The organism is Mesorhizobium shangrilense (genome assembly GCF_040537815.1).
Classification (GTDB): domain Bacteria; phylum Pseudomonadota; class Alphaproteobacteria; order Rhizobiales; family Rhizobiaceae; genus Mesorhizobium; species Mesorhizobium shangrilense.
The window spans coordinates 4,162,639-4,175,412 of the sequence record NZ_JBEWSZ010000001.1; the positions used below are offsets into that span (position 1 = coordinate 4,162,639).

At 55.8% G+C, this 12,774-nt stretch carries 12 protein-coding genes; 5 read left to right on the forward strand and 7 right to left on the reverse strand.

The features are described from left to right. Positions 1-30: 30 nt before the first annotated feature. From ABVQ20_RS20160 to ABVQ20_RS20180, 5 genes are read right to left on the reverse strand one after another with little or no spacing between them, the layout of a single operon-like run. Entirely contained in the window at positions 31-768 is a 738-nt protein-coding gene (locus ABVQ20_RS20160; protein ID WP_354461240.1) for an ABC transporter ATP-binding protein, read from the reverse strand. Further along, positions 737-1,474: an ABC transporter ATP-binding protein gene (locus ABVQ20_RS20165; protein ID WP_354461241.1), complete on the reverse strand. Its 738-nt coding sequence runs from the start codon at positions 1,472-1,474 to the stop codon at positions 737-739. The genes ABVQ20_RS20160 and ABVQ20_RS20165 overlap by 32 nt, the downstream gene beginning before the upstream one ends. Before the next feature lie 37 nt (positions 1,475-1,511). Then, positions 1,512-2,534 carry a branched-chain amino acid ABC transporter permease gene (locus tag ABVQ20_RS20170; RefSeq protein WP_354461242.1) on the reverse strand — a complete coding sequence of 341 codons (1,023 nt, stop codon included), beginning with the start codon at positions 2,532-2,534 and terminating at the stop codon, positions 1,512-1,514. 39 nt (positions 2,535-2,573) lie between these two features. Further along, positions 2,574-3,458 carry a branched-chain amino acid ABC transporter permease gene (locus ABVQ20_RS20175; protein ID WP_354461243.1) on the reverse strand — a complete coding sequence of 295 codons (885 nt, stop codon included), beginning with the start codon at positions 3,456-3,458 and terminating at the stop codon, positions 2,574-2,576. 29 nt (positions 3,459-3,487) lie between these two features. Then, a complete protein-coding gene (locus ABVQ20_RS20180; RefSeq protein ID WP_354461244.1) occupies positions 3,488-4,759 on the reverse strand; it encodes an ABC transporter substrate-binding protein in 1,272 nt (423 codons plus the stop codon). An 815-nt stretch (positions 4,760-5,574) separates the two neighbouring features. Here ABVQ20_RS20180 and ABVQ20_RS20185 point away from each other — a divergent pair. The 5 genes from ABVQ20_RS20185 to ABVQ20_RS20205 all read left to right on the forward strand — a co-directional run bounded on the left by ABVQ20_RS20185 (position 5,575) and on the right by ABVQ20_RS20205 (position 11,154). Next, positions 5,575-6,594, forward strand: a complete 1,020-nt coding sequence (locus ABVQ20_RS20185) for a Coenzyme F420 hydrogenase/dehydrogenase, beta subunit C-terminal domain (RefSeq protein WP_354462229.1) — start codon at positions 5,575-5,577, stop codon at positions 6,592-6,594. Between the two features lie 111 nt (positions 6,595-6,705). After that, on the forward strand, positions 6,706-8,280 hold the full coding sequence (locus ABVQ20_RS20190) for a Re/Si-specific NAD(P)(+) transhydrogenase subunit alpha (RefSeq protein WP_354461245.1): 1,575 nt from the start codon (positions 6,706-6,708) through the stop codon (positions 8,278-8,280). Between the two features lie 17 nt (positions 8,281-8,297). Beyond that, entirely contained in the window at positions 8,298-9,731 is a 1,434-nt protein-coding gene (locus ABVQ20_RS20195) for an NAD(P)(+) transhydrogenase (Re/Si-specific) subunit beta (RefSeq protein WP_354461246.1), read from the forward strand. 532 nt (positions 9,732-10,263) lie between these two features. Beyond that, positions 10,264-10,677: a RidA family protein gene (locus ABVQ20_RS20200; protein WP_354461247.1), complete on the forward strand. Its 414-nt coding sequence runs from the start codon at positions 10,264-10,266 to the stop codon at positions 10,675-10,677. A gap of 306 nt (positions 10,678-10,983) precedes the next feature. Further along, positions 10,984-11,154, forward strand: coding sequence for a hypothetical protein (locus tag ABVQ20_RS20205; RefSeq protein ID WP_354461248.1), 171 nt, complete (start codon positions 10,984-10,986; stop codon positions 11,152-11,154). Between the two features lie 67 nt (positions 11,155-11,221). Here ABVQ20_RS20205 and ABVQ20_RS20210 read toward each other — a convergent pair whose 3' ends face one another. Both ABVQ20_RS20210 and ABVQ20_RS20215 read right to left on the reverse strand, forming a co-directional pair. After that, the gene (locus ABVQ20_RS20210; RefSeq protein ID WP_354461249.1) at positions 11,222-11,875 is read right to left on the reverse strand and encodes an SCO family protein; all 654 of its coding nucleotides are present in this window, start codon (positions 11,873-11,875) and stop codon (positions 11,222-11,224) included. Further along, positions 11,826-12,752, reverse strand: a complete 927-nt coding sequence (locus ABVQ20_RS20215; RefSeq protein WP_354461250.1) for a cytochrome c oxidase assembly protein — start codon at positions 12,750-12,752, stop codon at positions 11,826-11,828. The genes ABVQ20_RS20210 and ABVQ20_RS20215 overlap by 50 nt, the downstream gene beginning before the upstream one ends. Positions 12,753-12,774 lie beyond the last annotated feature (22 nt).

The following is a 12,774-nucleotide window of genomic DNA, read 5'->3' on the forward strand; positions in this document are numbered from 1 at the left end:
GTTCCTTAGATGGTTTTTGCGTTCAGCAGCTCACGCCTGACTAAGCTCACCTAGATAGGCCGAGCGTACTCGCTCATTGGAAAGCAGGTCTTTTGACGGGCCCTCGATCACAAGGCGCCCCCGTTCTAAGACGTAAGCACGATCCGTGAATCCGAGCGCCGTGCGCGCGTTTTGCTCAACTAGCAAAACGGCGATTCCGTTTCGGTTTACGGTCTGGATAAGATCAAGGACCTCGTCGACAAGTTTGGGCGCCAAACCCATCGTCGGTTCGTCCATCAAAACTAGTTTTGGACGCATCATCAAGGCCCGTGCCATTGCAACCATTTGCTGCTCACCGCCTGACATTGTTCCCGCCAACTGATTGAGCCTAGTGCGCAGGATCGGAAACAGCTCCAAAACCCGTTCAAGATCCTGCTTGAGCTCTGCACGTTCCTTGCGACGCACCCAAGCCCCCAAGAGCAGGTTTTCCCGAACCGCCATAAACGGGAACAGACGCCGACCTTCCGGCACCATAGTGATCCCTTTGCGGATGATTTCAGCGATTGAAAGAGTGTCAAGGCGCGCGCCCTCAAACAGTATCTGTCCTGCTGTGGGTCGAACAAAACCCAAAATGGTCTTCTGGGTCGTCGATTTGCCTGACCCATTGCCCCCCAGGAGGGATACCAACTCGCCCACTTTGATTTGAAGGCTTACGCCTTGCAGAACCCGTAGTTCGCCATAAGCCACGTGCAGATCGTTAATTTGCAGTAGAACTTGATCCGTTGCCAAGATAGGCCTCCATGACTTTAGCGTTGCCGCGGACTTCCGGTGGGGTGCCTTGCAACAGAAGTTCCCCATGGTGCAAAACGACGATCCTATCTGAAACGCGCATGACCAAACTCATGTCGTGTTCGATAACGAGAACAGTGATGCCTTCGTTTCTGAGTTTCATTATGAGCTCAGATATCTCGTTAGTTTCAGCCGGGTTCATACCCGCAGTTGGCTCGTCCAATCCGATAAGGGAGGGTCGACACGCCAACGCACGTGCAATTTCAACCCGCGTTCTATTGGCCCAAGAGAGGGTTCCCGCGGCGCGGTCGGAATAGTCGTGAAGGCGAGATCCAAAAAAGTCGAAGATCGAAAGAGCTTCGCGGCGGGCGCTTGCTATATCGTTGAAGCGGCTAAGGGCTCCGATCGTCACATTATCCAGCACCGACATGTGCGGGAACACTTTCGATGACTGAAACGTGCGGACAAACCCCGCCCGACAAACGGTCTCCGGATTGCAGCCTTCAATTCTGCGGCCATCTAAGATTATCTGCCCGCCATCCGGTTTAATAAAGCCAGTTAAAAGGTTGAATAGTGTCGTTTTTCCCGCGCCATTTGGCCCAACCACACTCACGATTTCGTCTCTTTCGATGGAAAAGCTAACGTCTTTTACCGCTTTCAAGCCACCGAAGCTTTTTTCTAATGAATCTATCTGCAGAAGAGGCATGTTTTGCTCCCCGAATGATATGTCGTCTCAATCATTCTCATCGTTGACTGGATTTGCGGCTAAAGCGCTTCTTCAGATCACCTGCAACGCCTATGATCCCTCCTCGGGCGAAGAGCATAACAAGAATGAGGAGAACACCGTAGAGCAGGAGGTGAAGTGCGCCTAACTCCCCACCAAACCAGCCTCGTAGCAAAGAACTGCTGGTGACCACCGCTATGGCTCCCAAGGCTGGTCCAATGACGGTTCCTAATCCACCCACTGCACTCATCAGTGCCATTTGTATCGAAATATCAAAGCTCATTACGCTCGCTGGATCGATACTCAGCGTGTATTGGGCGTAGACTGTTCCACCAACTGCTGCAAAAGCCGCACTGATGGCAAACGAAAGCAGTCTCGCCCTCGTTGCCTTGACGCCAACCGAGCGGGCGGCATCAACATCCTCGCGCAGAGCGTTGAGCAAATAGCCAAGTTTGGTGTTCGCAATTATTGCCGTTGCTGAATAAACCAAAACTGCAAGAGTTATGGCAACAAACAGATAAGAATTTCGGTCGCTGAAATTGAAATTCCAGGGATTCGGTTCCCAAGGGATCCATAACCCTCGCGAGCCGCCCGTCACGGAGTCCCAATTTTTTACTATGATGCGTACCAGTTCGGTGAACGCCACAGTGGTCATGGCAAAGAATGGCCCACGCAACCGCAATGTTACCGCCCCAATTAACGTCGCAAGCAGCGCGGCGAGAAATGCACCTCCCAGCATCCCCACCCAAGGCGTGAGCTGAAAATGTTGAAACAGCAGCGTTGAAGTGTACGCACCAACGCCAAAAAAAGCAGCATGGCCAAGAGCGATCTGGCCCCCAAACCCACCTACGATGTTCCAAGCGCCAGCAAGCGAGGCAGCCAGCATAATTTGAAACATTAGATCGACAAGGTGTTGGTCGGTCAGGAGTGATGCGGTGACATAAAGTGCACCAACGACTATCGCCCAGAAAGTTACAGTGCGTGCAAGCGATGTCGCCTGGACCTGGGGACGAATGCCTGTTGAGATCGTATTTGTGTTCACGGTTTCCTCCGTTCTACACAAGCGAGGCTTGGTGCGACGCTAGTGGTTGGCGCCCATTGTTTCTGATCCACGCAGCCCGAAAAGCCCAGCAGGACGAAGAAGGAGGACGAGGATAAAGATGGTGAAGTACGTCGCTTCTTTTGCCTCCGGCGAGACGTAGTAGGCTGAAAAGGTCTCCAGCAGCCCTACGACGAGACCACCCAATAGAGCACCCGGAAGGCTACCAAGCCCCCCTAATACGACGACCACAAAGGAGATCAGGGAGTATGCAAGGCCCACCGTCGGATAGACGGGATAAATTGGCGCTAGGAGCGCGCCGGCTAAACCGGCGCAACCTATGCCAACACCAAATGTCACGGCATAAACTTTCTTGATATCAATGCCGACAACATTTGCTGCATACGGATCCTGAGCGGTAGCTCTGATAGCGGCTCCGATATGCGTCTTCTTCAAAAAGAGGTGGACGAGTGCTGTGCCGACGAACGCAAGCGCCGCGGCAATAACCATAGTTAGGGGGAGGCGTGCGGTGCCCAGTTTAACTATCGCGTTTCCGTACGAGGGACGTACAAAATAGAAATCAGAGGTGAATAGCAGCTGTGCCGCCGACTGCATAACGACGCTGATCCCGATTGTTACGAAGACCTGCACAAAATGCGGCATCGTCAGAGTCCTTCGCAATACGAAGTGCTGCGTGACAACGCCGACCGCAAGACACACGAAAAAAGCTACTGGCGCCGTGAGATATGGATCGAAGCCGAGTTGCCACAAGAAGTAGGAGAGATACATTCCCAGCATTACGAATTCGCCATGTGCGAAGTTGACGATACGCGTCACCCCAAACACAAGGGTCAGTCCCAGACTGAGAAGACCGTAAATGCCACCGAGCAATAGACCGGACAACGCCAACTGTAAAAAGATATCCATGTTACTATCCTGATATCGCTACAGTCTAACTAGCGGCTGGCCCACTCGGGGAGAGGCACCATAATCGGCTTTACCGATGCAAGTTCCTCAGGATAAATCGTTTGCAACGCGCCATTCTGCCATTGCCGGATAATCCAAAACGCGCGCTCATTCTGGCCGCCATTTTCGCCTGGGGGATTGAATTTAACACCCCAGCCTGCCGGGGTGGATCCCTTTGGCTTGTCGACCGCCAATGCGGCGGCGCGAACAGATGCGGGATCGTCTGGATCTTTCGCATTTGGAAGAACGAATTGCGTAAGCATGATGGTTCCAGCGAAACCGAGCATGGCCACAGAACTCGCTTTCTCTCCATGCTTTTTTTGATAGCGACTGTAGAATTGTTCAGCGAGTGCCGCCCCCTCTGACGTCAATCCGGCTGGATTTAGATCGAGTGGGGGCCCTGAAATGAAGATGCCATCTGCATCGGCCCCTACAGCTTTAGGGAAGGAATTCTCAAAATGGCCAGCACCGAGCCCGACGTGCGCCTTGACGTTGAGATCAAGTTGTCTGGCCTGCCTCCAGAACAGGACAGCGTCATTAATGTATTGCACCGACAGTAGAACGTCAGTCCCAGCATCGCGAAGCTTCAGAACGACTGGAGAAAGGTCGTTGGTATCTTTCGTGTATGCATAAGTGGTGAAGGATACACCCAACTCATTTGCTCGTGACGTCAGGCTCTTTGCGACGGTGGAACCAAACTCTGAATCTTCATGGACCAGTGCAATTCTGGCCGTTTTTTTGGTCAAGGAAAGCTTGGGGAACAGATAGTTCAGTGCGAAATCGAAGCCTAGTTGGCCGGTTTGGCCAGCTGTCGCGCACGTGCGAAAGACGTTCTTGAAACCCCGCTGTGTGAGGCTGTCAGCAATTGCGCCGACCTCCCAATGAATGACACCGGATCTTTCGGCGACACCCACGACGGACGATGCGATCGCGCTTGCATAGCTGCCAACCAGAATTTTGATGTTTTCGCTGCTGATGAGCCTTGTGGCTTCGGCGACTGCCGCATTCGGGGTCGGAGCATCTGCCCTGACAACTTCGATCCTGCGCCCATTGATGCCGCCAGCATCATTGGCCATGTCGATTGCGATAAGCGCGCCGTTTGCCTGGGCCTCGCCTAATAGTGCGAGATCCCCAGTTCGCGGAAAGAGCATGCCTATCCGGATCGGTTTTGGATCTGACTGGGCAAGCGCCGGCGCTCCGAGAGCCACCGCCCCCAAAGTTACGCCCGCGGCCTGAAGGAGTGTTCTACGGTCGATTCCCATTTGCCTTCTCCCTGTGTTGCATGTGCCTGATTCAACGGAAGCGATCACCGGACGGGGCGCAAGCAGCGGAACCCGCAGGGGCAAGCACTTCAGCATAGCTCTATTTGTCAGCGCGAGCGCAATCTCTGTGCATTCAAACCCTCCCAAGGTCTGCCGGCTTCATGGGCATGCGCCGAGAATTTTTGTTATATAGGACTTTGATATCACCTCTACTAAAGATGTCAAGTCATATACATTCGAATGCAAGGGATCGTTTCATTTCATAGGATTTGTCTCATGCCTGGCGAGAGCCTGCCGAGCCAGACTTTGCGAAACATGGGAGATTCCTACGTGCATGTAGCGATTTCTCGGCCGTTGCCGAAAGATCGGCCATGGAAGGGAAAACCCTCCCGCAACCCTTGGCGCGCCCGGCTTCAATGACGCGACCACATTTTGAAGCTCCCAATCATTTGTCGCACATTCGGACAACGGACCGAATCGCTCCCACAAGCCGCTTCGATCGCTAGGGTCTCAAACTCTCTTGCATAAAATATCGATATCTCATATGTAGGAGTTGTAATTACAATATATGACTTGGAGAAAATGCTATGCCTGCCGTTACGAGGCTCGAGCAAGTAGTCGCCAATGGGCTTTGTGCGGGCTGTGGACTGTGCGAGAGTATGGCTGGCTCAGACCGCATCTCAATGCATGTCGCGGCATCGGGGCATTCTCGCCCTCGTTTTAAAAAAGAACTTAGCGAGAACCTTGAAAGCCGAATTTTGGCTGTCTGCCCGGGAGTACATGCGACAGGTCCGACTCGGACCGATCGATCAAAGATGCATGCGATATGGGGGCCAATTGAAGCTGTCTATAGAAGCCACGCCATGGACGACGCCATCCGTGATCGCGCTGCAGCAGGCGGAACGTTGACTGCACTAGGCTGTTTTCTCCTACAAAGCAGAAAAGTCGACGCCATTGTCCACGTTAAAGCATCATCCGAACAGCCTATGTTGACCGATTGTCATGTTAGCTACACGCCTGATGACGTTATTTCTGGTTCTCAGTCCCGATATGGCCCAAGCCCGGCGCTTACCAGACTTTGCGAGATTGTCGACACCGGTGCTCGTATAGCGGTCATTGCGAAGCCGTGTGACATTACAGCTGTCCGCAACCTTATGCGGGTTGATGCCCGAGCTTCGCGGCAGATCCTTTACTGCCTCACTCTGTTTTGCGGAGGAGTTCCGACCATCCAGACGTCGGAGAAAGTTGTTTTGTTTCACGGTTTCTCCCCGAGCGACCTCAAAACTTTCCGGTGGCGGGGATATGGATGGCCCGGCCATACGTATATTGAAAGTGCCGATGGCAGGACCGCGAAAATGTCCTATGAGGACACTTGGCACAAGCCTGGTGTTCCCTGGTCCAACGACGTGCAGTTTCGCTGCAAAATTTGTCCCGATTCAATCGGTGAGTTGGCAGATGTCTCCTGCCCGGACGGGTGGGTTTTGGAGAACGGAAAGCCGATCTATAGAGAGGCGCCAGGTCTCAACATTGCCATTGCCCGGACCGAAAAAGGGCATGCACTTTTAAGAGAAGCTCACCAGGCAGGCTTCGTCGGCCTTGGCCCATGCGAGCAAGAAGAGCTGGCTCCGATGCATCGAGGGCATCTGAATAAAAAACTTCAAGTCCCTGCTCGTTATTTCGCTCTCTGGTTGATGCGGAAGCCGCGATTGAAGTTACGAAACTACCGCATGCTTACCTTACTGCGCCTAGCGGGGCCCGCGATGGTTTGGGGTGAGTTCACAGGCATGCTCGCGCGTATCCGAGATGGGCGTAATAGAGAAAATCCAAAAGGTTGAGTTCGGCGTCGTGACACTCGGTCATTCGCGCCGTCGTAGTTTCTGACCGTGCCGGCGATTTACTCCAGGTCAAACGACAATGTCTAAATCCGAAATCATTGGAGGTGCTGAATGCGCATCGGTGCAGTTAGAGAGCGGCATGATCTAGAAGCACGGGTTGGCATGACCCCCGATAGCGCGATTCAGTTGCAGAAGCTCGGCTACGCGTGTCTGATCGAAACGGGTGCGGGGATGCGGGCGGGCTTTACCGACGAGTCCTATCTAGCGGCTGGCGTCAGCGTAGTTGCCGAGTCGCAGGAGATTTATGCGCAGGCCGACGTCGTCGCCAAGGTGCGTCCACCCCTGCCTAACGAGATCGAAGGGCTGACGCCAGGCAAGACGTTGATCAGCTTTTTCCATCCCGCACAAAATGGCGGTCTTCTCGAGCAGGCTCGCGCCAAAGGCGTCAACGTCATCGCCATGGATATGGTGCCGCGGATCAGCCGAGCCCAGAAGATGGACGCGCTGTCGTCGATGGCTAATGTCGCCGGCTACCGCGCGGTGATCGAAGCCGGCAACAATTTCGGGCGATTCTTCACTGGCCAGGTGACGGCGGCCGGCAAAGTGCCGCCGGCTAAGGTGTTGGTGATCGGGGCTGGCGTCGCCGGTCTTGCCGCAATAGGCACGGCGACTGCGCTCGGCGCCATTACCTATGCCTTCGACGTGCGCCCGGAAGTGGCCGAACAGATTGAGTCGATGGGCGCCGAATTCGTCTTCCTCGATTTTAAGGGTGAGGGCCAGGGAGGGGCAGCGACCGGCGGGTATGCCGCGCCGTCGTCGCCGGAATTCCGGGAGAAACAACTCGCCAAGTTCCGCGAACTGGCGCAGCAGATCGACATCGTCATCACCACAGCGCTTATCCCAGGTCGGGATGCGCCAAAACTGTGGCTCTCCGACATGGTTGCGGCGATGAAGCCTGGCTCGGTGATCGTCGACCTCGCGGCCGAGCGCGGCGGCAATTGCGAACTGACGGTGGCTGATCAGAAGATCATCTCCGACAACGGCGTGACCGTCATTGGCTACACCGACTTTCCAAGCCGCATGGCGGCGCAGTCCTCCGCGCTCTACGCCACCAATATCCGTCACATGATGGCGGACCTGACTCCGGCCAGGGACGGCAAGCTCGTCCACAACATGGAAGACGACGTCATCCGCGGCGCAACCGTCGCCTTTGAGGGCGCGATCACCTGTCCGCCACCACCACCGAAAGTGCAGGCGATTGCCGCGCAAAAAACCCAAGAGAAGGTCAAGGAGCCAACGCCGGGGGAAAAGCGGTCGAAGGAGGCGGCCGCCTTCAGGCGGCAGACCCGCAGCCAGGCCATCCTGCTGGCGGCCGCAACCTCGGTGCTGCTTCTGGTAGGTGCCTATGCGCCCGCAAGCTTCATGAGCCATTTCATGGTCTTCGTGCTCGCCTGCTTCGTCGGCTTCCAGGTCATTTGGAATGTCTCGCATTCGCTGCACACACCGCTGATGGCCGTGACGAACGCCGTTTCCGGCATCGTCATCCTGGGCGCACTCCTGCAGATCGGGTCGGGCGACTGGCTGGTGGTGATGCTAGCGGCGCTCTCGGTCCTGATCGCTACGATCAACGTCGTCGGCGGCTTCCTGGTCACCCGGCGTATGCTTGCCATGTTCCAGAAGGCGTGATCGGGGAAGGGATTATCATGACCATCGGTATCGTGTCGGCCGCCTACATCGCAGCGGCCATTCTCTTCATTCTCTCGCTCGGCGGCCTATCTGGGCAGGAAAGCGCCAGGCGCGCCGTCTGGTACGGCATTGTCGGCATGGGCCTTGCGGTGCTCGCCACTGTCTTAGGCCTGGATGTCGGCAACTGGTTCATCACCCTGTTGATGATCGCCGGCGGCTGCGTGCTCGGCTCTTTTGTCGCTGCCCGCGTGCAAATGACCGAAATGCCGCAGCTTGTTGCCGCGCTGCATTCCTTCGTCGGCCTGGCTGCCGTGTTCATCGGCTTCAACGCCCAGATCGAGGTAGCCCGCGTTGCGGTCATGGACGAGGCGGCCCGCACGTCGCTCACCGGTTTTGCAGCGATCGTCGCCCATAAGACGCCCATCGAACTCGCAATCATGCGAGTGGAGGTTTTCCTCGGCATCTTCATCGGCGCTGTCACCTTCACCGGCTCGGTCATCGCCTTCGGCAAGCTCGCCGGCAAGCTCGACGGCAAGGCCAAAAAGCTGCCGGGCGGCCATGTCCTCAATGCCGTCGCGGCCCTTCTGTCGCTCATCCTGCTGGCGATCTATTTCGATGGCGCCGGCCTCTGGTCGCTGATCCTGCTGACGCTTATCGCCTTCTTCATCGGCTATCACCTGATCATGGGCATCGGCGGAGCGGACATGCCGGTGGTCGTCTCGATGCTCAATTCCTATTCCGGCTGGGCGGCAGCGGCGATCGGCTTCACACTCGGCAACGATCTTCTGATCGTCAGCGGCGCGCTAGTCGGCTCGTCAGGCGCGATCTTGTCCTACATCATGTGTAAGGCGATGAACCGCTCCTTCATCTCAGTCATCCTCGGCGGCTTCGGCACCACCAACGGTTCGTCGATGGAAATCACTGGCGAACAGGTGGCGATTAACGTCGAAGGGGTGGCCGCAGCACTCAAGGATGCCGACTCGATCGTCATCGTGCCGGGCTACGGCATGGCGGTGGCGCAGGCTCAAGCCTCGGTCTCCGAACTCACCCGCAAGCTGCGCGCCAGCGGCAAAAGCGTGCGCTTTGCCATTCACCCTGTCGCCGGCCGCCTGCCGGGCCACATGAACGTGCTGCTTGCCGAGGCCAAGGTGCCCTATGACATCGTCCTCGAAATGGACGAGATCAACGACGACTTCCCCGAAACCGATGTTGTCTTCGTCATCGGCTCTAACGATATTGTCAATCCGGCGGCCGAAGAGGATCCCAACTCGCCTATCGCCGGTATGCCAGTCCTGCAGGTCTGGAAGGCAAAACAGGTCATCGTCTCCAAACGCGGCCAAGGAACCGGATATTCCGGAATCGAAAACCCCCTCTTCTACAAGGAAAACACACGCATATTCTACGGAGATGCTAAAAAGTCACTCGCTGAATTGCTTCCGATGATCGCGTAAGTGTCGTGATAGGTCGCTACGGCGTTGTACTTGACTGCTGCTTGCACAGAGTCCGTGATCCTGGCTGCTGCAGGACTCTTGGAGGGGCGTCGATCGGCCTGTCACTGGACGTGGCGACAAATGCTCACGGAGTTCGGCGCGATCCCGGACGCATGTCGTGTAGTTCGTGAGTGCATATTCTCACCGGTGGTGGAGGCACGGCCGGAATCGATTTCTCCCTAGGCCTTATCGTGGAGATCATGGCAGCGATCGAATATACCCCTGCGCCGCCCTTTGCTTCAGGGTTGCCCGAAATAGCCCTCCAGCATCGCCCTTGCGCGCACGTCGTCCAGGTCTTCCTGCGCTAGAAGAACACGCAAAGCTTCTATAGCCGAAAAGGAGGGATATATGTCTTTTCTTCACAAGAATCACCGAGTTACAATCTTGGTTGCCCTAGACACCTTTAACTGCTGGTGCCTTCTTTCGTCTGGGGCGTCCGATAGCGCTAGAACGTTCAGCTTTCGTAACAATCCAAAGTGGAGTGACCTGCATTATGAATAAACAAACGGTTGCGGTTCCGAAGGACAACGCCATCTACGGAACCAGTTCGACCGCCTTCGAGAAATACGGCTATTCGCCGGCAGTCCGGGCGGGAGGGCTCCTTTTCCTCGCCGGCGTGGTCGGCGTCAGACCTGATGGGTCCGTCCCTGACTCGGTGGCGGAGCAAAGTGAGTTGGCTTTCCAGCGAACAGCCGAGCTCCTACGACTTGAAGAATTGACCATGGCCGATCTCGTCGAGGTCGTCAGCTATCACGTGGATATCAGCAAAAACCTTGCTGACTTTATTTTAGTGAAGGAGCGGTATTTCGAACGACCTTTCCCGACGTGGACAATCATCGGGATAGAGGCTCTTGCTAGACCCGTGCTCAAGGTTGAGATACGCAGCGTCGCCGCTTTTCGGAGCTGATTATTGGCCCGATCCACCGGCAGCGGCGCGGTAGCGGTGGCAATGCATGACGCGGCGGGAGCCAGCGCGGATTGTGCGTTGCTATGTCGGGCGTGCCCCGGATCACGACATCTATCTGTCGCCCGAAAGGCTGCGGGACGTCCTGAAGTCACTCAACCAGCGGTTTCGCTTGGCCCTGACGCATGGCGATCTGCATGGCAACAATGTGCGTGCGCGCCCACGGTGCCATTCTCATCGATCTCGCCTAGGCCTGCATTGGTCCGCCAACTGCCGACCTCGCGGCACTTGAGGCGTGGCTCGCAGAAAATGGGGATCGCGATCCAGAGCTGCGCCAATGAATATCAGACCGCTATCGCGGTACAGTTGTTTCGCCGCTGCCAATGGGCTGATGGTATGTCAGGCGATCGCGGGCGCCGCGCGATGGGCTATCGCATCGTAGCCACGGTGGTCGCCGACCTCGAAGGCCCTGATCCATGAGCGCCCCGATACGCAAGGCGCGCTGGCGCTGGATCGGTGCTTATCGCGCAACATGCTTCGATCGGCGCTAGCCGAGACCATCACCCTGCTCAAGCAGCTGAAGATCGTGGCCAAAATCCTCGTCCGTTGTACCATAGGCTGCGAGTAGTCGAAGCCGGCCATCGCGATCGAAGATGAAGACCGTTGCAGTGTGGTCGACTGTGTAATTTTCCGGGCCTGACCCGGGATTGATAGTATAGGCCACGCGATAGCGGCGTGCCAAGGATGCCAATTCGTTAGATGTGGCGCTCAGTGCCGTGAAGTTCGGCGCAAAGGACTCCACATACTGATTCAAGACCGCCGGCGTGTCGCGGTTGGGATCGACAGAGACAAAGAGCACGCTCGCCGCGCTTTGCAGAGATTTCCGCTTCTCCATAACCGAAGTAAGGGTAAGCAGCGTTGTAGGGCATATCTCTGGGCAAAATGTGTACCCGAAAAAAAGCACGACCAGCTTGCCGCGATAATCTTGTGCGCTTACGCGCCTTCCGGTTCTGGCGTCTAACATCTGAAAATCGAGAGATGCGTACATATCATCTACATCGACCAGGCGCCATTTTGATTTGGTTTTACAGCCGCTCGCCGCAGCGCCGAGCAATAACGTGCAGAACGCACGGCGGCTCCATATATACGTGCTAGACATTGGACACCTTTGCGCCATCGCCTGCGGCGGCTGCTTCTTCATTTAACCGCATGAAGTTCAGCACCAACAAAGCTCCAACGATGCTCATCATTGTGCTCGGCACCCACAATATCAGACCCGCATACGTCTGATCTTCCAATCCGGTCATCGGGAGGATGCGCCCACAGATATTGTAGACGGGATAGATGTCCCGCTCTGCGAAAACCACAGAGGCTCCCAACAGTATTTGCGGAAATATAATAGCAGTAACGATAATAAACCTTGTCCCATAATCGAGCCGCGCGAGAGGCTTCGGCCGTGGATCAAGAACGAGCGCCCAGAACAAAATACCATCGATCGTGACGCTCCAATTCATAATGGTATAGAGTCTAGGGTCCAGCATGGCCCAGAAGTGGATCGCCGGGATTGGCCAGAGATAGATCAGGGCCACAAAAAGGAACGATGCTAAGATGGGGTTCTGCAACGCATTCATCAGCTTGCGAAGCCATCTGGCTTGCAATCGCTTGCGTGCTCCCGGCGGCAAACCTTCCCAAATCACGTCGCCGGGATTGCTCAGCGCTATCAGGAAAGGGCCAGTGTGATGAAGAAGCAGGTGCTGAAACCTGTGGATGAAGAACATGTGCTGGGCCGCGTAATCCAGCCATGTTTGCATCGACACGTAGATTAATCCAACGCCGATAAAAAAGGCAGTCCTACGCCAACCGGGCGGCCTTGTGACTACCGGCAGTCTGCGCAAGCCGCGGCTGTACAGTGCGACACCGGATGCACAGCTCAGGAAAACACCCCAGGAAAACTCATAAGGCATCCATAGTGGCATCAATCCGGGATATTGCTCCACCAGCAACGCCTCAACCGATCCCGCAGCGAATATCAATACTAGTATTTTAAGATCGCCATCAATCCGTCTGGGCTTACGCATCCAAAACCCACGCGATCATTGC